24 protein-coding genes are annotated in these 24,610 nt (G+C 36.9%); 2 read left to right on the top strand and 22 right to left on the bottom strand.

Annotated features, from left to right (window positions below; all coding sequences use genetic code 11):
• Positions 1–36 precede the first annotated feature (36 nt).
• The 3 genes from ilvD to AC1ECF_RS07755 form a co-directional block, all read right to left on the bottom strand.
• Entirely contained in the window at positions 37–1,704 is a 1,668-nt protein-coding gene (ilvD, locus tag AC1ECF_RS07745) for a dihydroxy-acid dehydratase (protein ID WP_480388826.1), read from the bottom strand.
• Positions 1,705–2,714: 1,010 nt separating this feature from the next.
• Positions 2,715–4,403, bottom strand: a complete 1,689-nt coding sequence (locus tag AC1ECF_RS07750; RefSeq protein WP_480388827.1) for a methyl-accepting chemotaxis protein — start codon at positions 4,401–4,403, stop codon at positions 2,715–2,717.
• Between the two features lie 17 nt (positions 4,404–4,420).
• A complete protein-coding gene (locus AC1ECF_RS07755) occupies positions 4,421–5,110 on the bottom strand; it encodes a C40 family peptidase (RefSeq protein ID WP_480388828.1) in 690 nt (229 codons plus the stop codon).
• 160 nt (positions 5,111–5,270) lie between these two features.
• Here AC1ECF_RS07755 and AC1ECF_RS07760 point away from each other — a divergent pair, with 160 nt between their 5' ends.
• The gene (locus tag AC1ECF_RS07760) at positions 5,271–5,603 is read left to right on the top strand and encodes an SCP2 sterol-binding domain-containing protein (RefSeq protein WP_480388829.1); all 333 of its coding nucleotides are present in this window, start codon (positions 5,271–5,273) and stop codon (positions 5,601–5,603) included.
• Positions 5,604–5,673: 70 nt separating this feature from the next.
• Here AC1ECF_RS07760 and fliT read toward each other — a convergent pair whose 3' ends face one another.
• The 13 genes from fliT to AC1ECF_RS07825 form a co-directional block, all read right to left on the bottom strand.
• Positions 5,674–6,027: a flagellar protein FliT gene (fliT, locus tag AC1ECF_RS07765; protein WP_480388830.1), complete on the bottom strand. Its 354-nt coding sequence runs from the start codon at positions 6,025–6,027 to the stop codon at positions 5,674–5,676.
• Positions 6,024–6,425, bottom strand: coding sequence for a flagellar export chaperone FliS (fliS, locus tag AC1ECF_RS07770; RefSeq protein WP_480388831.1), 402 nt, complete (start codon positions 6,423–6,425; stop codon positions 6,024–6,026). Before fliS ends, fliT begins: the two co-directional genes overlap by 4 nt.
• Positions 6,426–6,455: 30 nt before the next feature.
• Complete coding sequence (locus tag AC1ECF_RS07775; protein ID WP_480388832.1) at positions 6,456–7,961, bottom strand: flagellar hook-associated protein 2; 1,506 nt, start codon at positions 7,959–7,961, stop codon at positions 6,456–6,458.
• A gap of 17 nt (positions 7,962–7,978) precedes the next feature.
• Complete coding sequence (locus AC1ECF_RS07780; RefSeq protein WP_480388833.1) at positions 7,979–8,350, bottom strand: flagellar protein FlaG; 372 nt, start codon at positions 8,348–8,350, stop codon at positions 7,979–7,981.
• Positions 8,351–8,639: 289 nt separating this feature from the next.
• A complete protein-coding gene (locus tag AC1ECF_RS07785) occupies positions 8,640–9,464 on the bottom strand; it encodes an SDR family oxidoreductase (RefSeq protein WP_480388834.1) in 825 nt (274 codons plus the stop codon).
• Positions 9,464–10,168: an acylneuraminate cytidylyltransferase family protein gene (locus tag AC1ECF_RS07790; RefSeq protein WP_480388835.1), complete on the bottom strand. Its 705-nt coding sequence runs from the start codon at positions 10,166–10,168 to the stop codon at positions 9,464–9,466. Before AC1ECF_RS07790 ends, AC1ECF_RS07785 begins: the two co-directional genes overlap by 1 nt.
• Positions 10,161–11,081: a Gfo/Idh/MocA family protein gene (locus AC1ECF_RS07795; protein ID WP_480388836.1), complete on the bottom strand. Its 921-nt coding sequence runs from the start codon at positions 11,079–11,081 to the stop codon at positions 10,161–10,163. The genes AC1ECF_RS07790 and AC1ECF_RS07795 overlap by 8 nt, the downstream gene beginning before the upstream one ends.
• A complete protein-coding gene (locus AC1ECF_RS07800) occupies positions 11,074–12,144 on the bottom strand; it encodes a nucleotidyltransferase family protein (protein WP_480388837.1) in 1,071 nt (356 codons plus the stop codon). The genes AC1ECF_RS07795 and AC1ECF_RS07800 overlap by 8 nt, the downstream gene beginning before the upstream one ends.
• A 2-nt stretch (positions 12,145–12,146) precedes the next feature.
• On the bottom strand, positions 12,147–12,770 hold the full coding sequence (locus tag AC1ECF_RS07805) for an acetyltransferase (protein ID WP_480388838.1): 624 nt from the start codon (positions 12,768–12,770) through the stop codon (positions 12,147–12,149).
• Positions 12,763–13,842, bottom strand: coding sequence for an N-acetylneuraminate synthase (gene neuB / locus AC1ECF_RS07810; RefSeq protein WP_480388839.1), 1,080 nt, complete (start codon positions 13,840–13,842; stop codon positions 12,763–12,765). The genes AC1ECF_RS07805 and neuB overlap by 8 nt, the downstream gene beginning before the upstream one ends.
• Positions 13,839–14,966, bottom strand: coding sequence for a UDP-N-acetylglucosamine 2-epimerase (neuC, locus tag AC1ECF_RS07815; RefSeq protein ID WP_480388840.1), 1,128 nt, complete (start codon positions 14,964–14,966; stop codon positions 13,839–13,841). The genes neuB and neuC overlap by 4 nt, the downstream gene beginning before the upstream one ends.
• A 5-nt stretch (positions 14,967–14,971) precedes the next feature.
• Positions 14,972–16,126 carry a LegC family aminotransferase gene (locus AC1ECF_RS07820; RefSeq protein ID WP_480388841.1) on the bottom strand — a complete coding sequence of 385 codons (1,155 nt, stop codon included), beginning with the start codon at positions 16,124–16,126 and terminating at the stop codon, positions 14,972–14,974.
• Positions 16,123–17,127, bottom strand: a complete 1,005-nt coding sequence (locus tag AC1ECF_RS07825; protein WP_480388842.1) for an NAD-dependent 4,6-dehydratase LegB — start codon at positions 17,125–17,127, stop codon at positions 16,123–16,125. The genes AC1ECF_RS07820 and AC1ECF_RS07825 overlap by 4 nt, the downstream gene beginning before the upstream one ends.
• A gap of 179 nt (positions 17,128–17,306) precedes the next feature.
• On the opposite strand from AC1ECF_RS07825, the gene AC1ECF_RS07830 reads away from it, so the two are divergent.
• Positions 17,307–19,907, top strand: a complete 2,601-nt coding sequence (locus AC1ECF_RS07830; RefSeq protein WP_480388843.1) for an IPT/TIG domain-containing protein — start codon at positions 17,307–17,309, stop codon at positions 19,905–19,907.
• 44 nt (positions 19,908–19,951) lie between these two features.
• On the opposite strand, the gene AC1ECF_RS07835 is transcribed toward AC1ECF_RS07830, so the two are convergent.
• The 6 genes from AC1ECF_RS07835 to AC1ECF_RS07860 all read right to left on the bottom strand — a co-directional run bounded on the left by AC1ECF_RS07835 (position 19,952) and on the right by AC1ECF_RS07860 (position 24,532).
• Positions 19,952–21,640, bottom strand: coding sequence for a motility associated factor glycosyltransferase family protein (locus tag AC1ECF_RS07835; protein WP_480388844.1), 1,689 nt, complete (start codon positions 21,638–21,640; stop codon positions 19,952–19,954).
• Positions 21,641–22,156: a hypothetical protein gene (locus AC1ECF_RS07840; RefSeq protein WP_480388845.1), complete on the bottom strand. Its 516-nt coding sequence runs from the start codon at positions 22,154–22,156 to the stop codon at positions 21,641–21,643.
• A gap of 75 nt (positions 22,157–22,231) precedes the next feature.
• Positions 22,232–23,050, bottom strand: coding sequence for a flagellin Hag (hag, locus tag AC1ECF_RS07845; RefSeq protein ID WP_480388846.1), 819 nt, complete (start codon positions 23,048–23,050; stop codon positions 22,232–22,234).
• A gap of 158 nt (positions 23,051–23,208) precedes the next feature.
• Complete coding sequence (csrA, locus tag AC1ECF_RS07850) at positions 23,209–23,430, bottom strand: carbon storage regulator CsrA (protein ID WP_480388847.1); 222 nt, start codon at positions 23,428–23,430, stop codon at positions 23,209–23,211.
• A gap of 3 nt (positions 23,431–23,433) precedes the next feature.
• Positions 23,434–23,883, bottom strand: a complete 450-nt coding sequence (fliW, locus tag AC1ECF_RS07855) for a flagellar assembly protein FliW (RefSeq protein ID WP_480388848.1) — start codon at positions 23,881–23,883, stop codon at positions 23,434–23,436.
• Positions 23,884–23,977: 94 nt separating this feature from the next.
• Complete coding sequence (locus AC1ECF_RS07860) at positions 23,978–24,532, bottom strand: DUF6470 family protein (RefSeq protein ID WP_480388849.1); 555 nt, start codon at positions 24,530–24,532, stop codon at positions 23,978–23,980.
• Positions 24,533–24,610: the final 78 nt, after the last annotated feature.

A 24,610-nucleotide genomic window follows, 5' to 3' on the forward strand; every position in this document is an offset into this window, starting at 1 on the left:
TTCCTTTAACCTCATCAACGCTTTGTCTATGTAGTTTTATATTTTCATTACTCCACCAGTGCTAGCTGAAGTAACAAGCTTCGAATATCTTGCTAAGTATCCTTTTTTAATCTTCGGCTCAAATGGCGGTAGCTTTGCCCTTCTATTTGTAAGCTCCTCTTCACTTACCTGAAGCTCAATCGTTCTTTCCGTTAGGTCGATTGAAATAATATCTCCATCCTCTACTAACGCAATTGGACCACCGTCTGCTGCTTCCGGAGAAATATGACCGATAGATATACCTCTCGATGCTCCGGAAAACCTTCCGTCTGTAATGAGCGCAACCTTCGTTCCAAGTCCACGTCCTTGAATCGCAGAAGTTGGAGCTAGCATCTCCGGCATTCCCGGGCCTCCTCTTGGACCTTCGTAGCGTATGACCACCACATGCCCTTCTTGCACAGTTCCATTATCAATCGCTTCTTGGCAAGCCTCTTGTGAATCAAACACGATTGCCTTCCCAGTAAAGTCCTTGATAGATGGGTCTACTGCTCCTACCTTGATAACCCCACCCTCAGGAGCAATATTTCCGAATAGTACGGATAAGCCTCCAACCGGACTATAAGGATTTTCTTTTCTTCGAATGACTTGCTCATTCGTAATCTCGCAATCTTTTACATTTTCATAGAGCGTCTTCCCTGTAATGGTGAGTCGATCCGGATGGACGGCACCCGGTATTTCACAAAGCTCTTTAATAATGGCACTTACACCTCCTGCAAGATGTACGTCATGCATGGAGTAATCAGATGCCGGCATGATTTTTGATAAATAAGGAATCCGCTTCGCAACCTCATTGATGTCGCTAACGTTGTAATCAATTTCTGCCTCGTGAGCAATCGCCAGTGTATGAAGCACTGTATTTGTAGAGCCGCCCATCGCCATATCAAGCGCGAACGCATCGTCAATCGTTTCCTTTGTAATCAAATCTCTCGGCTTCACATCTTCCTTTACCATGCGAATCAAATGTCTCGCAGCCTCCCGAATTAACTCATGCCGTTCTGCTGAGGTTGCAACAATCGTGCCGTTACCCGGAAGTGCGACACCTAGCATTTCCATTAGAGAGTTCATCGAGTTTGCGGTGAACATTCCGGAGCAAGACCCACAAGTAGGACATGCATTCTGTTCAATGTCGAGCAGCTGCTCCGCTGTCATCCCACCAGACTTATAGGAGCCGACCCCTTCAAATACAGAGGTAAGGGAAAGCTGTTTACCGTCTTGTGAGACACCTGCCTCCATCGGTCCTCCCGAAACAAATACCGCTGGGACATTCGTTCTCACCGCTGCCATCAGCATGCCTGGTGTGATTTTGTCACAGTTCGGAATGTAGAACACGCCGTCAAACCAATGTGCGTTAATAACTGTTTCCGCTGAATCGGCAATTAGCTCTCTACTTGGCAGCGAGTATCTCATCCCGATATGCCCCATCGCAATGCCGTCATCCACTCCGATTGTGTTGAACTCAAACGGAATTCCGCCTGCTTCTCGAATAGCCTCTTTGACCACTTCGGCGAATTTATTTAAATGCATATGCCCTGGAATGATATCTATATAGGAGTTACATACACCGATAAACGGCTTATCTAAGTCTCTTGTCTTGACCCCGGTTGCGTAAAGTAAGCTTCGATGTGGTGCCCGGTCAACACCTTTCTTGATCATGTCACTTCTCATAAACATCTCTCCTAAATCTTTTGCCAAGTAGTCATTTATATCTAGAAAATTTTATCAATAAGTTTGTGAATTTTCTTGCAATAAAAAATATATTGAAGCTATCATACCTCCCTCAAAACCAAGAGTCAACAGGCTTTTTGTAAATTTTCAGTTAGTTTAGAATATTCGCTTTTTATGTAATCGCTTACATTGGCGATATATCGCATTTTAAATATAGAAAAAATTTTTATTAAAAGTTTTAGGAATTTGACGGATTGATGGGAGATTTATTTTGAGAGAGGACTGGAGATTTGGAGTTTGAAATTTTGCAAGTATGATTTTGTGTCTTAAGAAGATGTTTATCCTTCTTATTTTCTTAACCTTCGGTTCTACGCTGCGCCGACGCTTTCCGTGGGCACGGGTCGAGCCAAGGTCTCTCCCTCGTGCGTTCCCACAGGAGTCGTCGGTGCCGCTCCGAACCACTTGGAGAGGCTACTTGCATAGTGATTTTGATCAGTGTCTTGAAATAGGTGAGTATCTTAAATTTTTGTCCGCATTAAACTCCTGACTCTCCGCTAGCAGTAACGCTATCAACCACTCAAACTTTAATTGCAACCAATCGAAAACACAAATTATCAATATATCCCTTTGAGCAACTAAAGCAAGCAAAAGTGCAACTAAATTATGGGTTAGCGCAACTATTTGATCAATAAGAGCAACTAAAAAGTTTGACAATCGCAAGTAAGCTCCTGGCTACCGCTAGTAAAGGTTACTTAAGCACAAGTAACGATTCTTAAACTGCAAGTAAATCTGGATTAACCGCACGTATTACCATTTTGCTTCCAACCTCCACTCAATACCCTTCTCATTTTAAAAGACGGTCACAGACTTTCGCTACACTCGCCCTACTGGAAGCTATCAATAGGACGGTCATCACCCTCTATGTAATCTCTCTTCATTCAAAGCCATCCCTGTCACCGTCCCCCTAACCCAACAAAAACCCCCATCCACCAAGTGGACGGGGGTTGCTCTTATATTTTAAAATGGCTGATGGTGTCTTGGAGGTTTTCTGCTAGGTTTGCGAGGGATTGGGCATTTGCTGTGATTTCCTCGTTTACTGCTAGCTGCTCCTCTGTTGCGGCGCTTGTGTCGTTCGCTCCGTCCGCTACGATTGCTGCAAGGCGTTGAACCTCTTTGGATCCCTCTGATACCATTGCTGCGATTTCTTGGATTTGATGAACGGCACTGGAGACAGATTGAACCTTATCATTGACTCCTGATACGGCCGATTCAATTTGGTTGAACACTTCTAGTGATTCATCTGTTTTAGATATTCCCTGCTCGACTTTTTCTTCTCCGACAGCTATCGCTTTGACTGCTTTGTTCGAGGAGGCTTGAATGACCGCAATCATTCGGTCAATTTCTGCTGCGGAGTTTTTAGATTGCTCTGCTAGCTTGCGAACTTCTTCTGCTACTACTGCAAAGCCTTTTCCATGTTCGCCTGCTCTTGCCGCTTCGATTGCTGCGTTTAAGGAAAGAAGGTTTGTCTGTTCTGAAATATCACTGATTAAGGCTGTGATACTTTGAATTTCATTTGAATGCTTTGCCATATCTGTCACGATTCCTGCCGCTTCATGAATCGTAGTTTGGATGGTATTCATGTGGTCGGCAACAGAAGCAACCACCTCTGAACCGGTTCCAATTAGTTCACGTACTTCTGTTGTGGAATGCAGCATGTCCTCATTGCTTGTAGAAATTTCGTCAATTCCGTTTTTAAGCTCATTCATGGCTTGCACAGAAGTGTCCATATGACTCATTTGTGAGTCAGTAGATGCTACTTGATCTCCTGCAGATTTTGCTACAAGTTGGGACGATGCTAAGCTTTGCTCTGCTCCTGCTGAAAGCTCCTCTGCATTTGCTGCAAGCTTAAGCGAGGAATCTGTTACATTTGTAACGATTAAACGCAAATCCTCTGTCATTCGATTAAAAGCAGATGCCATCTCGCCAGTCTCGTCCTTATTTTTAATATGTATGGAGGATACCGTCAAATTGCCACTTGCTATTTCCTTTAGACTGTCTGTCACTTTATGAATTGGTCTCGTAATGCTTTTCGTTACAGCATAGGCAAGTAACATCCCTAACACAACGCCTGCCAGCGATACAGCAATAACTAAGATAGATGCCCCTTCCATAAAATCATCAATTTCCGCTCTCGTTGCCAACATTTCCTCTTGAAGATTCTGTTCTACTTTTTCTAAAATACCAACCATCGTTTGATTAATATTTTTCGAGTTTGTCGTCATTGTATTTAACGTTGCTTGGTCCTTAGCTGCTTTCGCTGCAATAATAGTTTCATTCGTTGAAATAAAGACATTTAGTTTATTCTCAAACTCGTTTAATAAATCAACAGATTTTGGCTCAGAGATACCTTCTATAAGCTCAGTTGTTAAATTCTTCGTTAACTCCTCACTTTCTAACACGCCCTTTTTGGACGCATCTGTGCTTGTCAACAAATGATCAAAAAGATGAGAAGCCGAATCCTTCTGAGCTCCCTTAATTTCCTTAATTAAATTCACCTTTTCCATTCGATCGTCTAGCAACAGCTTATATTGGTCACTAACATCCTTTAAAGTCAAAATACTAAAAAGACCTACTGCTAATAAAATAACGAGAATGGCTAGATTACTAAGCATTAGCTTCTTCCCTATTGTCCATCTCATCCGACTACAATCCCCCTCTATTGAATGTGTTGAAATCTATTAAAGGAAACAAATCGTTCCTGCCAATAAACATTATCTAAATTCGTAACCTCTACCCCTTTAGTTCCCGCATGGATAAATCTATTTTCTCCTAAATAGATTCCCATATGTGAGATTCCAGCTTTGTATGTATTTTGAAAAAACACTAAATCTCCGGGGATAGGCTCTACCACAACAACTGTTTCTTTAAAGTAGTCATCGCTACTTTTTCTAGTAATATCAACACCAGCTTGAGAATGAATAAAATAAATAAAGCCGCTACAATCAAAGCCAGTCATTGTATTACCACCAAACAAATAAGGGATGCCTTCTAATCGATGAGCAAAATCTACTAAGAACTGATAGGTAGTTTGACTACTTGTCGAGATAGCAGGAGAAACATTAGGGACTCCTAACTGATAATCTTTCTGTACAGCTGGTTTTTCCTTTTCTACTGGCTTCTTGACTATCGGAGTGGATGTTTTTGGTTTTTGAACTACAAGCTTTTGCCTGATATAAAGGTTGTCCTTCTTTAGCTTGTTCCAATTCTTCAAGTCCTGAACAGTTACTTTATGAATCTTTGCAATTTTGGATAGCGTATCGCCTTTTTTTACTTCATAAACTGTATTAGCATGAACTTCTCCCGAAAAAGCAAATAATAGAATGAAGACAAACAGTACTTTTTTCACAATACTTTTCTCCCCCTTTCTCTTTATTATCGGCTAAAAAGGCAGAATTGTGAAGACAATGTCGAAATATTGCCTGGGAAATAAAAAATCTAGCAAATTCTCAGAGAATATGTCATGATAATAAATGAATGAGCATTCATATTTTAAAGGGGATGAAGAAATGAATGAAACATGGCAATTAATCGAAAAGACAATGAACGAAAACAATGCACCAATTCAGAACCAAAATGTTCGCTATGAGTTCAACCTGACCGGCGACGAGCCATCCGTTAAGCAACTAGTATTAACAGATGGACGCGCAACAGTAACAGACGACACTTCTGAAAAGGCAGACTGCAAGCTAACAATGAGCTCGAAAGACTTCATCAAGCTGATCAATGGGGATCTAAATGCGACGGCTGCATTTATGTTTGGCAAGCTGAAGGTGGATGGAAGTATGGGGTTAGCATTGAAATTGGAAGGTCTGTTAAAGCAGTATCAATTTAAGAGTTAGTAATTCAACATTAGAAAGAAGAAAGGCTTGTGAGAAAAAGAAACTACTTTCTCACAAGCCTTTCTATGACTTAGTTTTTTGTATCGTAGAATGTCCCATCTTTTGTAACATTACTATAGGGATTAACATAGTTTTTTATATTACTTTTTTTCGCCTTAGCGTCGTAGATGTTCTTCTTTATTTCCTCAGTAAACATCGCAAGGTTCATCTGAATACTTTCTTCCATTGCTATAAGTTCTTTACCAAGAGCTTCTTCCTCCGCTGTATACGGACTAGTTATTTGTGATTGTAATTGGTCACGGATATCTAGACACTTCTCAACATTAGCTATTGTCTCATCACGCCTTGCTTCGTCCGTCTGCTGTGTGAGTTTCAAAAGAGTTTCCGACACTTCACGCCAAACTTTCATTGCTGGTCGAATCATATTTCCTTTACTTCTCCGTATTGTTTTTGACGGTTAATTTGGATAACTTGCTTCCACGTATCACGAAAATCAGTAATAATTGCAGCTGCTTCATCGAACATATTACCATCTTTTTTGATATTTCCCTCTATAAGACGATTATTTACAAATTCATATAGCGTAAGCATATTTTGAGATACCGGATAAGAATTATCTAATGTAAGCATCAACTCAGTTACAATTGCCTGAGCCTTTTGAGAAGATAAATTCATCTCTTGGATATTATTATTTTCAAGTGAACTTTTAGCCTTGTGGATAAATTTCAGGCAACCGTTGTACAGCATAAGTGTTAGTTCGCCAGGCGTCGATGTATTTATTGAGTTATTCTGATACGTTGCATATGGATTATTAGCAGCCATTAAAATCTCTCCTTTTTGTTGCCACTTTTATCAAGCGCCTCCACCAAGAGCATTCATCAAGTTAGCAGATTGTGCATTTGCACGTTGAATCGCATTTTCCATAGCCGTAAACTGTTTCCAATAACGTTCTTCCACTATTTTTAAACGATCTTGGAATTTATCGATTTGCTTATTCATCTCTTTTAAATTTCGCCCTAAAGTAAATGAGGCTTCCGTGGAAGTTGCGCTTCCTGCTCGTTTATGAATTTCTTTATAACTACTCTCTGCAATAGCTCTTAGACGAACCGCAAATCCTTGCTCGCCAGTTGTACTACCTGGAGACACTGTAGCGCCAGATTGCGCGAATAGTTTTTGAACTTTGTCCGGATCAGTGTTAATGGCTTCCTTCAACTTTGTCTCATTAACAACTAGTTTACCATTATCTTGCCAAGCATATTGACCACCAGGGGTCGCAATGCCAATATCTTTCAGTGAACCTTGATCTTTAACGGAACCCATAAGTGCGGATCGCATCTGTGTTATCATGCCTGAAATAACTGGATCGTTTCTTAGCAAACCGCTTTTTGCTTTCTCTTCCCATAATTCAACTTCTTTTTCTGACATTTCAGCTTTTTCTTCAGTTGAAAGTGGGTGAAAATCTCGATAATTTTTTTCTTTAACTAGGCCATTCAACTCATCTATCAATTTATTGTAGTCATCTACAAACTTAACGATATTTTCAAAAACAGCATCTGTGTCTGGCTTCGAACTGAAGTTTATATCAGTATTATTTGCTGCTTTTAGGGTAAACTCATATCCGTTGACAACAACCGTATTTGTTGAACTTTCCATTCTAAGACCATTTACAGTATATATCGCTACTTGCCCCTTATTGGCAGTCTCAACAGATTTTCCGGACAAACCTAAATTTTGTGCAATGTTCCCATCACTAGAAACAACGATTTCACTGCTGCCATTTGTATTAGCGCCTCCATTTTTTGTAGATAGCGCAATTTGACCAGAATTGGCATCATAAAAAGCATTAACCCCTGTTTGTTTCGTAATCTTATCCATTACACTCTGAATGGTATCTGTTGAAGCAATAGTAACTTCTTTTTCCTGCATTACTCCGTTATCATCTATGGCACTTATTTTCATGTTCGTTCCCGTAATTCCTAGATCAGCCATAGTAGTAGTTGCAGGTTTACCAGTTCCTCCTGCTATTACGTCACTCTGCATCGTTGAATTTTTGGCTAACTGTTCTATTTTAATCGTTCCTGAAAAATCGCTCGTCGAGTTTTTATTTTTAATGGAAACATCATTTGGTGATGAACTTTCCGTGATTTTCGCACTAAACTTGGTTGAAAGTACCATATTGTTGAAAATATTATCACTAAACTCTTTTACTTTTCTATTTACAGCACGGTAACTGTCTAGTTGCCACTGAAGCGTTTGTTTCTTCTGTGTAACCTTCGTAAGTGGGAGTCTTTCTACTTTCATTAAATCATTAATAATTGAATCTGTATCTATTCCAGATGCTAAACCACCAATTTTCACAAACGTTCACTCCTTCCTTATATTTTGTGATTGACAAACAAGCCATTGAACTCCCGCATTGCAGCATGAGTATCCATCAATTTTTTTGAAGGAATCTCTTTAATAACTTCATGTGTTTTGGGATCGACGATTGTAACATAATATTCATTCAATTTTTCATGAAACTCAAATCGAAGCTCTGTATTAGAACCTTCTAAGAATTTATTCATGCTTTCCGTTATTTCCTTTGCTTGTTCGGCAGGTAACTGATTCCCATCGTTAACCTTTTCAATAGTTCCGTTTACTATTTTTTGAAATTCTTCAACCATGACATCCTTGTCAGGTCCTTTACGATCCAATTTAATACTCCCTTGCATCGAAACCCCATTGCGTTCAATATTATTTACCATTTCCCCATACCTCCTTGTATTTCAGAGCACTCACATACAAATTATATCGGCTATCCAAAAAAGAAGTTAAGATATAAGTATTAGAACTTTATTACGTTAAATCACAAATTTGGTTTGGACTGAAGAGTTCAGAAAGCCGAATATCTACATCCTAAACTTAAAAACTTTAATTTATTTTTTAAAATAACAGTATTACAGCTTTTCTGAATACTACTTTTAAAAAATTTTTTATTTAAATTATTTTATCTTTACAATTAGAATAGAAAACGAAATACTTAATACTTTGGAATTACCAAGCATTTAAGCCTCCATCTACAATGATGTTCTGGCCAGTGACATAACTAGATGCATCAGATGCTAAATAAATTAGTGCACCAACCATTTCTTCAGGTTGTGACATCCGTCCCAATGGAATACGAGAGCTATATTTATCCTTGAAAGTATCGTTCTGTCCACTTTCTACCCCGCCAGGAGTAATCGCATTAACTCGAATACCTTCCTGCGCCCAATAGGTGGCAAGATATTTAGTCAGCCCTATAACTCCTGCTTTGGAAGCTGAATAAATAGCAGGCGAGTTAATTTGGCGTTCTAAGTAATAAGAGCCTTCATATATTCGTTGATCTGGGGCCATTACACCATATATAGATGAAGTCTGTATAATAGAGCCACCTATTCCCTGTTCCTTCATAACTTTACCAACATGCTTGGCCACAAGAAACATTCCATCTAAGTTTGTTCCCATGATTTCTTTCCATTGATCAAGCTTGTAGTCTTCAAAGTCAGCAAAAAAAGCATCTAAATCATTTGATTTTCCTGCAGCATTATTATGTAGGATATGAATTTTACCAAATTCGCTTTGAACTGATTCAACCATTTTCTTTACTGATGACTCAGATGCAACATCACATTCAAAAGCAATAGCTTTTACACCAAATTGTTCTGTAATAAATTTAGCAATATCTTTGGCTGCTTCCAAATTGATATCTACCACTGCAATGTTTGCTCCAGCATCTGCCAAACCTGAACAAAAGTGTCTACCTAATATACCAGCACCGCCAGTTATAATAGCGTTTTTCCCATTCAACATAAACTTCTCAATATAAGATTGAGGCATTATATTTTCCCTCTTTTCATTGCCAAAAAAGAAACAAACTCAAAATCAAGTTCAGAATCAATATCTACTGATCGTTCCTCAGGCATTTCATACAACATAGTTTTTGACTGAAATACAGATGTTGAACTCAACAGAATTTCTCTTTTCCAAATATAAATAGAGGCATTCATATCATAACATTTAGGAGCTTCTTGTCTGCGTACAATTACTTTATCAAGCTTCTTAGACAAATCAGCATACCCTTCTTCGTTTACTTCAACCAGATTAAAGTATGGGCTCTTTCTAGATGGTGTACCTGTAATTAAATTTTCTACATCTAAGTTATCTTCAAATAATTGAACTGATTGTATAATATCCTCTACTATTCTTAATGGTGCTGTAGCATCCAAATCTACAATAACTTCAAATTGTTTACCCAATCTCTCTTCCACCGTTAATAAACAATGCTGAATCACCGGTATTTTTGCAGCTTGATCAGTTGCAAGTTCAACGGGCCTTTCAACCAATATATCGGCACCAAATTGCTTAGCAATTGCTAATATTTCATCACTATCACTGCTCACCGCTATCGTATCAAACAAAGCACTTTTTTTTGCCTGTTCAATGCTGTGTGCAATTAAAGGTTTCCCTGCTAATAATTTTATATTTTTATTCTTTACACCCTTTGAGCCACCTCTTGCACAAATAGTACAAATTCTACTCATTCGACACCCACACTTTCTCTTTTGAAGCTTGCTGAGCTTTCTCAATCATTTTAATAACACGTAAACCATTTTTATAGTTGCATAAAAACTTCTCTTCATCATTTAAAATAGCTAAATGCTGTTTTTTATAAGTATCGTTTTTTTCGATATTAAATTGAATTAATTCTTCATTTATTTGCAAAGTATTCTGAATGAAGTCAGCTTTATATGTAAATTTATCTGTGTTTATTATCAACATTCGTTGCACTATATGGTCCAAGTAATTCATGTGAAGCGTGATTTGTGGTACTTGTTTGGTATGATAAATTAGAGAAAAATGATCATCGGAATCGATTTCTAGATGACTTAACTTGCCACCCAGGGATGTCATTTCCTCCCATTCACCAAAAAGGAAATGTAGATAATCAAGTTCATGACTTAAGTCCCGAAGAACCCCCCCGCCCCTTGATACGCTAGCAGAATATGATTCTGTATAATCGGTGCCAGGTCTCCAAGATGGCAAGTATTGACCAACATAGCATAACACTGATATGATATTTGAATTTTTTAATTCATTAAAAAGTGTTTGCACCAATGGGTGAAAACGTAAATTATAGCCAACATACAACTTAGCAAAATCTAAATCAATATTTATAAGATTCGGAAACAGCGGTTTTTCTACTAGTATTTTTTGTTTATAGCCAAAATTCCTAATCTGGTTTATTGTCATTTCATGCTCACTAGTTTCATTAGCTATAACTATATAACTTGGTTTCTCTACGAGCAAAGCTTCATTAATATCGTTGTAAAAATGATCATAATCTATCTTTCTCCTAGAGACCACTGCTACATGATGACCTAGTTCATTTAATAACTTAGTATGTCTTTGACCAATTGACCCGTAACCAATAACAAGACACTTATATTTATTCATCTTTTATCCCACCAAAATGAAAACTTTCACTAAAATCCATGTTTGCCTTCTCATAATCATCTAAACGACCTATATCAAGCCAATATTCCCTCAATGGAAAAGCAGAAACTTTCTTTTGTTCATTCATTAACTTCTTAAATAGTTCTGGCATATCGTAATAATCACCATTTGGGATAAATTCTAGTGCATCAGGGTTTAATACATAAATACCTGCATTCACAAAGCTTTTATGTACCGGCTTTTCTACAATCGATTGCAACTGATGATTGTCCGTCTCAATAACTCCATATGGAATCTGGTATTCATACTCACGTACACACATTGTTGCAGTCGCATTTGTTTCGGTATGAAAATTTAATAGCTGCTCAAAATTGATTTTAGTTAATAAATCCCCATTCATCACAAAGAAAGGTTTGGTTGGTTTTTCTGATAATAGTGATAGAGCACCCGCTGTACCTAATCTTTTCGATTCCTCTATATATTCGATATTGACGCCTAGATGAGCTCCATCTTGAAAATAATCAATAATCATTTCTTTTTTATAGTTAACTGAAAAGACAAAATTCGTAAAACCATGGGCTTTAAAACTTTCAATTATCGTTTCTACAATTGGTTTATTTCCTACATGTAACATTGGTTTAGGGATTGAATCTGTTAGCGGACGAAGCCTTGTACCGAGCCCTCCAACCATCAAAACTACTTTATTAGCTTTTTTTGAAATCAATTCCAAATCATCAGAAAATACGATATATTTTAGTAGATTGTTATTTGAAACTAGCGGCAATTGCTTTAGTTTTCTTTCCCGCATTCTTTTTTTATAATAAAATGAATTGTTCCCTTCTCTTTCACAAATTGGAGAAGTATTCATCACTTCACTTATTGCGGCGTCCAGTGGGAGACCTTTTAATATCCCACGCCGAATATCCCCGTCAGTTACCGTCCCCAGCAAAATCATATTCCTGTCGACAACAGCTGCAAATTGCATAGTAGTCGCATCAATTATTTTCATCGCTTCTAGTATTGTTGTTTGAGGTTTTATGAGAACGTCTTTCCAACTTTTCATTTTTACACTTCCTTTGCTGGAACTCCATAGGCAATTTTCTTATCCCCGATATTTTTTATAACGACTGAACCTGCTCCCACCATGGTTTCATTTCCTATGTTAATCCCTTGAATAATTGAGGAGCCTACACCGATTAGAGAACCTTCACCGATTATAACTCCACCAGATAAGGTTGAATTAGGAGCTATATGGACATGTTTTCCAATTTCAACGTCATGTTCAACAATAGAACCTGTATTTATGATTGTGTTGCTTCCAATAATCGCATTTGTTTGGACAATTACCCCCGCCATAATTTGAATCCCTTGTCCTATTTGTACTGAGGGAGAAATAATAGCAGTCGAGTGTATGACATTTGCAAATACATATCCTTTTGAACTAAATCTTTCAAAAATTGATTTGCGTAATGGAGAGATATTAATCAAACCTAACCCTAAAACAAGTTCCACCATTTCAGAGGGATAGTTAACAATCACATCATCTGCACCTAAATAAGGTAGATTGAAAAAGGACTTACTTTCTTGTGGAGCAGTATAACCAATTATTTTTCTTTTCTGAGCGATTAATATTTCCACTAAAACACTGGCATGACCACCATTGCCAATAATTATTATTTGTTTATTCATCGATTAACTCATCTACTTCATAAGATTTCCTCGCTACTTTTCCAATTAACGTCCAGTACTTAGAAGGAGGCATCCCATTCCCCGGGCGCTTAATTGCTAGATGGCTTTCTGTAAATATTTCACCCTCAGCTATCTTTACCTTCGCTACAATACTCTTCCTAGCTGCTTGGCGATTTTCATATTCAATGGAGGTCGGTATTTTCTCTCCTGTGCCAAGGGATTTTTCAATCGCTCTAACCCCTGCAACCATTTCTTTTAAATCTGTTGGTTCCAAGGAAGCTAAATGATCTGGTCCCGGCAAACTTTGATCTAACGTAAAATGTTTCTCAATTACCTCTGCTCCAAGAGCTACTGCCGCAATCGGAACTGTAATACCCTGGGAATGATCAGAAAAGCCAATTGGCAAGTGTAACTCCCTTTTCATCTTAATCATTGCATTTAAATTGATTGTTTCGAAAGGGGCAGGATATTCAGTTGTACAATGCAGAACAGTTACATATTCTTTCAATATTAATTTTGCTTCTAGAGTTTGATAGAATTCCCTAACCTGATCGATATCCACCTTCTGCTCTGGAAAAGTTAAACCGTAGGCTATGTATGACAATGCTTCATGAATATCTTCCATTGTCGTCATTCCCGTTGACAGAATAATTGGCTTCTTCTTTGTAGCAATATAATGAATAAAAGGACTATTCGTTACTTCACCGGAAGGTATTTTAAACTTGCTCATTCCAATATCATTCAATAAAAAATCGACACTTTCCATATCAAAAGGCGTCGACAAAAATTCAATCTGATGAGCATCACAATATAATTTAAGTTCCACAAATTCCTTGTAAGATAACTCTAGCTTTTTCAACATCTCAAATTGGGAAGTAGCTTCACCTAAATTATTCACTTGATAATTAGCTTGTTTTGCAGAATGGGTTACTAAGTTTTCAGCTTTGAATGTTTGAAACTTTACTGCATCAGCGCCAGCTATCTTTGCAACATCTACTAATTGTTTTGCCATTTCAAATGAACCATTATGATTAACACCGGCTTCGGCAATAATATATGTTTGATTGCTCATAAGTCATAAAACTCCTTTCGCTTAAGCTCAGAAGGTAAGGTTTTTATTTGCTTGATAATCTTTTTAGATACATTTCCATCTCCAAATATCTGATCATAAGGACCTTGATATTTCTGGGCAGTTTCTATCGCTTCCAAAATGGAAAGCTCGTCCATAGAGGTATGTATAACTGAAGATGGACATTCTCTACCCGATTGGCGACTGCCACAATTTACAGTTGGAGTATGCAAGTAAGGTACCTCAATAAGTCCACTAGATGAGTTACCAATAACAAGCCTTGCGTGTTTAACAGCACTTAAGTATCGCAGTTGTCCCAGTGACTCGAAAAGAAAAGCATTTGTATTTTTTAAAACAAATTGCTCAATTGCATCATTGATTGTCCTCCCACCGTTATCCGCATTTGCTTTTGTGAAAATAAGCTGTACATGTGAGTATCGTTCTAAAGCAGCTAGAAGTTGATAGATCCCATTTGTATCACCATTTGTTTCAGGGTGATAGGTAATTAAAAAGTAAGGAATACTGGAGTCGAGCTCTAGTTCAGCACATAATTCTGCTTTGGATAGTAACGGTATTTTTAAAATACTTTCTATTCCAAGAGCCCCAACATTCCAAACATGTTCAGGTTGTTCTCCAAGTTGGATGACCCGCTTACGGTGTGTTTCTGTACTGACAAAATGCCAGCTTGCCATTTTCGTAATAGAATGACGAATGGCGTCATCGTATGCCCCGAAAGTTAATTCCCCTCCATGCAAATGAACAATCGGCATTTGCATGATCAGTGCTGTTTGCGCAGCCGCCAGCATTTCAAATCGATCACCAAGAATAATAAGGCTATCAGGATTTAATCGTTGGAATGAGTCAGCAAACCCAATGGTTGCTAGTCCCATTGATTTTGCCACACCTATCTTTGTATCTGACGATAAAAGCATTTCCACCTTTTCATCAATCCTAAATCCATCTTCTTCAATTTGTTTATATGTTAAGCCAAATTCTGGTGATAAATGCATTCCTGTTGCAACTATTTGTAATTCCAACTCTTCATCCTGTTGAATTTCCTTCATAAGCCAGTAGAGCAGCCCGTATTCAGCTCTCGTTCCGGTAACAACACATATTTTTCGACGCAATTATTTCACTTCACTTCCAAAGGTGTACTCGGGATATTAATCAATGAATTTTTCAATCGTTTCGTTACAGTTAAGTCAGCTTTTGGCATTTGTTGAAATTGGACTAACTCATCCATCGGTGTCCATATCGGTCGGGACATGACACCATTTTCATTTAAAAATTCCAAGACAACATCCCTGCTAAGGGGTTCTTCTAATATTAAAGTTTGCAACCAGTAGTTTCCTTTTGTGTGATTTGGTTCTTTAAATAGGGTTACACCTTCTAAATTCTTCACAAAATACTCATAAACCAGGGTTAATTGTCTCTTTTGTTCAATAAATGCTGGCATTTTTTGTAGCTGCGCACAACCTATCGCTGCATTAATGTTTGGCATTCTATAATTATAGCCAATTTCATCATGCTCATATGCCCAGCGATGCGGCACCTTCGCCGTTGTCGTTAAATGTTTCGCATAATCGGCTAATTGATCATTATTTGTTAAGATAGCACCACCGCCACCAGTAGTCAGTATCTTATTTCCATTAAAGCTAATCGCGCTGACACGACCAAAACCACCTGTATGTTTTTCTTTATAATAGGAACCTAATGACTCCGCAGCATCTTCCACAAGCACCAAATTGTATCGTTCACATAGCTCAATTAAAGGATCTAAGTCTACAGGATGTCCAAATGTATGCATTGGTACAACCGCTCGTATGATTCGACCAGTTTGTTTGTTGATAAGTTGTCCATTCTTCATTAGACCGATTTCTTTAATATATTCCTCTAGCTTTATCGGGTCTAAACCTAATGTCGCCTCGCTTACATCTACAAAATGTGGGATAGCCTGTAAATACGATGCAGCATTTGCCGTTGCAACAAAAGTCAAAGCAGGCATAAACACCTCATCATTTGGTTTTACGCCTGCTACCTTCAGCGCAATGTGCAAAGCCGCAGTACCGTTAACCACAGCAACCGCTCGCTTTACCCCTGTAAACTCAGCAAGCTCTTTTTCCAAACGATTTACGTACTTCCCGACAGAAGAAACCCACCCTGACTTTATACAATCAGTTACATATTCAATCTCTTTCTCATCAAATGTCGGTTCATGTAGCGGAACAAATTCTTTTTTATATAGTTCTTTCACGCCTGCAATAAACGTATCCCACTGGTGGTTCATATATTATACACATCCGTTTTGTAAGAGGCTAAATTCTTTGAATCCGTAAACCATTCCACTGTTTCTTCTAAGCCTCTTCGTAAGCCAGATTTCCCACCGTAGTTAGGTTCCCATCCAAGTATCTCTTTTGCTTTTTGATTATCTGCCCACAAACGTTCAACTTCGCTTTTGTCAGGACGAATACGTTGCTCATCTGTTTCAATACTCAATTTGACCCCCATAATATCTGCAATCATTTCTGCTGTTTCACCTATGGAAATCTCGTAATTTGATCCTATATTAATAACTTCTCCGTTCGACTTGTCGCTATTCATAATAGATATAAAACCATTAACAGTATCTTTAACAAAATTAAAATCACGTGTAGGGCTTACTGCTCCAAGCTTGATACTTGTCTTTCCAGCTGCTAGCTGACTAATAATTGTTGGTATAACAGCACGTGCAGATTGACGAGGACCATATGTATTAAATGGTCGAATGATGGAAACCGGTGTATCAAATGATTTATGAAAGGATAACGCCATCTGATCTGCTCCAATCTTAGAAGCAGAATAGGGAGATTGCCCCTGAAGCGGATGATCTTCATCAATAGGAACATATTGGGCAGTTCCATATACTTCACTCGTAGATGTATGTACAACTTTTTCAATATTTAATTCACGAGCTGCCTGAACTACATTTAATGTTCCTTTTATATTCGTATCCACATATGTATCTGGAGAATGGTAAGAATATGGAATTGCAATTAAAGCGGCTAGATTTAGTACATGCGTACACCCTTTCATTGCTTCCTTAACACCGTGTGGATCACGAATATCTCCAGAAAATATATCTAAGTTCCTTTTTATCTCATTTGAAGAGTGGTCGAGCCATCCCCACGAATTAAATGAATTATAGTAAACAAAAGCACGTACATCGTACCCCTGTTGTATAAGCTCTTCAGTAAGATGGGAGCCAATGAAACCATCTGCACCCGTAACTAATACTTTTTTATTTGTCATCTTAGCTTCTACCTCCTATTTACTCTTGATGTAAATATAAATATCAATTGTAATATGTTTTTCGGAAAATTCAGTTCTAATTACCCTATTTGACAACATGATATAAAATACCTAAACATTCAGTCTTTCCTGTCGATAAAAAAAAGGAAATATATTTTAAATAGGAAGGAATGAAATACATGAAGTTCTTAAAAAGTTTAAAAGTATTTTTAATCGCTATCCTTATTATCGGCATAGCTACCCCACTTTCAACAGAAGCAGCAACTGTGAAAAGTGGCGATTTAATGAAAATTAATAAGACAGTCAGCACAGACACCCTTGTAAAAGGGGAAATTGCTGAGGTAACACTAACTGTAAAGGGGACTCCACAAGATTCTACATTTGTGAAACCAAATGACGTTATCTTAATTATAGATAAGTCCGGAAGCATGCAATCAGATAATAGACTTAATGCAGCCAAACAAGCTGCAAAAGAGTTTATCGATTTAATGGATTTAACGACGCATAAACTTGGAATAGTTGACTTCAGTGATCGTGCATCTTCTTTTCCATTATCTACTGACAAAGATGCTGCAAAAACGTATGTTGATACCATTCAACTTGGTGGAGGCACAAATACAAGTGATGCAATCAGAACAGCTACAACAATGCTAGCAAATAAACGGACTGAAGCACAACCAACCATTGTTATTATGACGGATGGAGAAGCAAACAATTCAAATGATGCTTTAACAGCTGCGAAAGCTGCGAAGGATGCTGGTATCACATTCTATTCAATTGCTTTACTAGGACCAAACGAAAATCCTGATACTAGCGCACCTAATAAATTACTAAAAGAAATGGCATCTTCCTACGATCACCATCATTTCGTATTAGGTTCAGTAGGACTTTCTGATGTCTACAGAGCAATTGTAGAAGAAATTGGTCTTGCAAGTGCTTATAATGTAACAATCACTGATACAATTTCTCCTGAGTTTGAATTGGTTCCGGGCTCATATGATCATCATATCCCTAGACCTACCGTAAATGGTAACACAATCTCATGGTTTATCTCAGAATTAAAAACAGACGAGCTAAGCTTTACTTACCAAATTCGAGCAAAAGATAGCGCTACTGCAGGTAAATATACCTTAGCACAAACATCTTCAACCTTTGAAATCGGAGATGGTTCTACTTACTCGTTAAACACAACAAATCCAATTGTTGAAATTAAAAATCACGCACCAATTATTACAAGCATCGAAGAAGATAAAGGTCTTACAACAGGCGGAGAAACTGTTACGATAACTGGCCAAAATTTCTTACCAGGCGTGAAAGTATATTTTGGAGCAACTTTAGGAACTTTAGTTTCAGCTACTGATAGTGAGATTGTTGTTACTACTCCTGTTGGTAAACAAGGAGCAGTAGAGGTAAAAGTTGAAAATCCAGATCGTCAATCTGCAATTGGCAGCTTTAGTTATTATGCGATCCCTACAATTACATCTATTACACCAGCTGAAGGTACACTAGTAGGTGGAAACATAGTCACTATCAGTGGGGAGAATTATTTACGAGGAGCTGTAGTATATTTCAACGACGTGGCAGCTCCAACTAACTTTAGTAGTACTACACTATTACGTGCTACTGTGCCTGCAGCTACTGATGAGGGAGCTGTCACAGTAAAAGTAGTGAACCCTGATGAAACTTCAGGAGAATTAGCAGATGCTTATACGTATCTTGCTCCACCACCACCTCCACAAGTAGAGCTAACTAGCTTATCTGTAACTAGTAGCGAGCTAACAGGTGGAATTAACACACTTCTAACTGGTAAAAACTTTGTCCGTGGGGCAAAAGTATATTTTGGAGACGTTGAAGCTACTACAACATTTGTGTCAGCAACTTCCCTAAGAGTGTCTGTTCCTGTTGCTACTCAACCAGGAAAAGTTTCAGTTACAGTAGAAAATCCAGATGGAATGACTGCTACATTAACAGAAGCTTTTGAATATTTAGCTCCACCAGAAACACCAATACCTGAGATCACTTCTTTATCTGAAAATACAATTTTAGTAGGTCAGACAAAAAATACGGTTATATATGGAAATAATTTCAGCAGTTCTACGAAAGTATTTTTTGGAGACAAACAAGTAAAAGTTACTTATCTTACTCCAACAACTTTACGTGCTGCAATCCCAGTAAGTGATGTAGAGGGATTCGTAGACGTTAGAGTTGAAAATATTGAAGGAAAAGGTTCTGTATTAGCAAATGGTTTTACTTATACACTTCCTATCCCAGATCCTGCACCAATCATTACTGCATTATCAAATAATGTTGGAACAACTGCTGGTAGCGACACTATTAAAATAACCGGCGCTAACTTTAAAACTGGCACTAAAGTGTATTTTGGAGACAATCAAGCTATTATTTCTTCTTTATCTAGTACAGAAATCACGGTAAAAACACCACGTGCTCTAGTAAAAGGTATCGTATCAGTAAAAGTTGTTAATCCAGATCAGCAAGAGGTTACTTTACAAAATGCATTCACATATGAAGCCGTTAAACCTACAATTACACGTTTATCAATAGATAATGGTTCAGTAAAAGGTGGGTATAACACAGTTGTTTATGGTACAAATTTTTCTAGTAATATCAAAGTAACAGTGGATGGTAAGTCTACCAAAGTTACTTTCCTAACAGTAACGACAATTAGAGTAGCTATACCAGCTGGAACAGCACCAGGAATCGTAGAAATCACGGTGGACCTTGATGGGGAAACAGCTAGTATCCCATTCACTTATAATTAATTGTTGAAAATAAAGAGTCATGGCTTTTTAATAGCCATGACTCTTTATTTATAATTCTTTAGCCTTGAATCTGTTATTATGTCAGTACAAAGCTGGCTAATAAGTGCATAAAATTTCTCTAATTCTGTGATTAACTCCAGATAATCTTGACTCATGTACTTTTTTTTCATGTCAAACATTTTAAATTTATTATTAATTGTTTTAAACATGAAAGTTAAATTAGCTAGTAAAACTTCTTCTAACAATGTATGTTGCCTAATTTTATTAAAATCTTTTACCACTTTTGGCATATCATTTGCTGAAACAATCCCCATCTTCAATAATCTATTCAAATTGTTCCTAGCTTTTGAGCTTTGTTTTTGCAGATCTGTTAATCTTCCAATGAAATCTTGAATAATTGCAGCGAGATCCACTGTACTTTGTTTGCAATCTTCATTTATTAAAATTTCATTTTTGGTTCCTTTCTCAATCTTACTTTCCTCTATAAATGTGGTCCCTTTAATTTTAGCACCCTGTTCAGATAAATTAAATATTTTAACATCATTAGAAATATGTTTGATTATTTCTTCAAATTTGTCCAAAAATATTTTCAATGCCCTTGTCGTGCCTACTAGATAACCTTGGTTATTTTCCACCTTTAATTCTTCTCGAACACTTTTCACAGCTTCATGGTGCCGTACACCCTTAGCGTAATATTCTCCTTTTATTAAGGCTAAATCTTGACCAACTAAGTAAATCTCTGAGAAACCTAAGTAAACAAGGACTTGTAACGTAAAAACAGCTACGGAAGGGGAAGATAATGTAAAGCCAGGAAGGTTATCAATGTACTGAGAGGAAACATGATCAGACTTTGTTTTCGAGACGATTAGAGGACCTTTATGATTATTTTGAATAAAGGAGTTTGAAATAGTTTCGTATATTAATGTTCCACGATAATCAAGGTCTTTAAAGTGTGTTTCATAGTTAACTATACTTGTATCCATACTCAAAACATAATCAGGCTCTATGTCATTCTTTAATAATGCCCGTAAAGCAGAGCCTACAGAAAATAAGTGAAAATTGTTCTTATTTTCTTTCAAAAAATTAATATGATCTTTTAATGAGGGGCCAGCTGCTATTAATATTGCTCTTTCGCCTTTAAACTTTCCTTTTAAATCATTAATTTTTGTAGCTTTATTCGTATTTTCTATATTTAAAATAGGCTCAACAATCCAATCAACCGCATACTTTACTTCAGTACTATTTGTAATTTTCTGCACTTGAATTCCCTCATCAATTACCTGAAGACAACTTTTAATGAGTGGTTCATCAATTTTTATGTAGTTAGGATGTATCTGAATAGACGTTGGTATTCCAATGAACTCAGCTAAAAACGCAGTAAATGCTAAAGAATTTATATCTTTATAATATAAGAATGATAGTTTGTCTTTATGCTTAAGGAAGATATTTATATGAGTATCATTTCTTACTATTTCGTGAAAAGGCTCAATAAATAGAAAATGAATATTTTGTTTATAAATATCACATTCAATTAGTTGCTCTAACAACTCACCATTACCATAACCTAAAATAACAACAAAACTATTTTTTAAATTAGAGATTTTTTTTAGAAAACGTTCCGCTTCTTTTTCTGGAGAATACAACGAATTCAAAGGTGTTTTTTTTCCTGCTTTCTCGTAAACATATACATACTTATTTGAATCAGAATGTATATTACTTATACTGTAAGTCATTTACATTACCTCATTAGTTTCAGCTAAAAATTGATGAAGTATCTCTAACACTTCATATTCTAATACATCTAATACATATTCATAGTTGCCTTCCTCAGCACGAGCTAGTACCTTAGTTGAAAGATTATTCAGTTGTTGTTGATTGACTAAACTTTTTTGTAAAAAATTTTCAACAGAAGAAAACTCCAACATTGTCTCTATTACTTGAATAAAACCATTTAAAATATCTACAAAATTTTCTGAATCACGCATTTCCTCAATATATTTTTCTACTTTTTGAATATAACTTTCTAATTCTAATTTAAATTCCCTAAGTAAAATAGACGTATGGATAGCTGATAATCGTAGTTCTTCTTCTCCGTTCATTAATAGATTGAATAATTCCTCCTGTGAAAATGGCTCTTGATCCGCTTTAATAATAACTAACTTCTCTTTTAATAAATACTCCTTCAACTGTTGTGCAACTGTTTCTAACTCCGTTTCCTCTGTAACTAAATAATCATTAACATATAGCATATCCATCTCTCTCCTTAATTTAAAAAATAGATAGCCGGTGAAGGCTATCTATTTTATCTATTGTTTAACTACTGATTAACGAAGTAGTTGTAGAACACCTTGTGGCTGTTGGTTAGCTTGTGCAAGCATAGCTTGAGAAGCTTGTGTTAAGATGTTGTTTTTCGTGAATTCCATCATTTCTTTCGCCATGTCAACATCACGGATACGTGATTCCGCAGCTGTTAAGTTTTCAGAAGATGTACCTAAGTTATTGATTGTGTGCTCAAGACGGTTTTGAATTGCACCCAATTTAGCACGTTCAACAGAAACTTGGCTAATTGCAGCATCGATTGCAGTAACTGCAGAGTTTGCTCCAGCACGATTTGTAATATCAATAACACCAGAATCTACACCTAAAGAAGTGGTAGTCATTGAATTAATAGTGAATGTCATTGTTTGTCCTTCATTCGCACCAACTTGAAGTGCTTTTCCACTAAAACCACCGCTTAATAATTTTTGTGTGTTGAATTCAGTTGTATTTGCAATACGATCGATTTCTTTTGTTAGTTCATCGATTTCTGCTTGCATAGCATCACGGTCAGCAAGAGTGTTTGTATCATTTCCTGATTGAACAGATAGTTCACGCATACGTTGAAGGATTGAATGAGTCTCATTCAAAGCGCCTTCAGCAGTTTGGATTAAAGAGATACCATCTTGTGCGTTTTTAGCAGCCATGTCAAGACCACGAACTTGTGCACGCATTTTTTCAGAAATAGCAAGACCTGCAGCGTCATCGCCAGCACGGTTGATGCGAAGACCTGAAGATAATTTTTCGATGCTTTTAGAAGCAGCAGAGTTGTTTGTAGTTAATTGACGGTGCGTGTTAAGCGCAGCAATGTTGTGATTAATTTTCATAATAATATTTCCTCCTTGAGTGTGTGTTTGATTCACATCCATGTGAACCAGTTATTTGTTTGTTAACAACTTTCAGGAATCGGCCGGTATCCCTTACTTGCTGCTTACAATAATATTATCGGATTGCCTATTAGTATGTTTAGCTTTTTTTAAAACTTTTAATTATTTTTTGAAATTTTTAAAAAAAGTTCTTGATTCAATTTGTTAGACTCTGTATTTGTTTCAGAAATGGTAAGAATAAGTTCACCACGTAAAATTTCCATCGACTTAGGTGCTTCAATTCCTATCCTAACCGTGTCGCCTTTAACTTCTAATACTCTAATTTCGATTTCCTCATCAATTTTAATAGTTTCATTTACTTTTCGTGATAACACAAGCATCGGTCACGCCTCCTCTTTTGTTAGAGATGGTTGTGAACCAATTACATGGCGTACTGAAAATCTATTATCATTTATAATCATTTGTTTCGCTTTTTTATTTGTAGTATGGAATACAAGGGGTGCCTGTAAATTTATTGTTGAAGTTTCTAAAGGGTCTTTTAATGATAAAACCCCTAAAATGAATATATCATTTACATGATTTACATTCAGTAATTCTATTGTTGATTCATCAATATCAAAAGAATAATCGTCCACTAAAGTATATGGATTAGCTACAATGAGTGCAATTTCACTGGCATTTATAGATTGGAGCACTTGAAATACCGTGTTGCCTTCAATTGGGAGTAGAACAAATTCTTTCTCCTCTTCAAAACCCGGGATCCCTTTTGGAAAATGCCAAAGTTGTTCAGAATTAAGCTCAATTTCACCAAAAAACTTTGTCTGGATGTGCATAGAATCGACTCCTTTATTATGTGTCTATCTTTAAACTATTCTATCATTTATAAAAAGACTTGTATTTAAACAAGTCTTTTTTCTAAGTATTTACTTACCATTTAATATCAATATGAATGGAAGGCCATTGTTCCATCTCACCAGTCACTTTGCCAGGCGTATAATGATGGACTGGTTTTTGAACTGTAACTTGATTAATAGGCTTTTGAGGTTCCACATTGATATCAAGCGTTCCTGGTTGTATGGACATTTGAAGCTTCATCGGATTTGGAATAAATTTGATTCCCAATGATTTCATAGGCCGACTTCCATTCTCAATCGCTTGTTGCCTGATAGCATTATTTCCATTAGCAATATCCATTAGTTCCCTACCTTGCTTCGCACGACGGGCTATACCTTCCATCCCACCTTGGATACCTTGTTGAGCAAATTCCTCTGTACGTTTAAAAACACTTTTTAAATCCAAATCTGCTCGTACTTCTGTTGTATCAATAGAAAGCTCCGGCTTTGTAGTTGAGATTTCTAAAATGGCAGCAGGTTGTTGCTGCATAAGTAAAGCACGTGGTTGTTCTATTTCCTGTGTTCCTGGTGTAATCCTGAGACCAAGAATACCACGTTCAGTAGTAATTTGTAGTTGTGGGATATTCAATAATGTCACCTTCTAAAGAAAGACGTTTGGATTAAAATCCAAACGCCTTTTTAAATTTTAAAATTTTTTAATGACCAA

The sequence above is a fragment of the Psychrobacillus sp. Z3-81 genome (assembly GCF_056620325.1).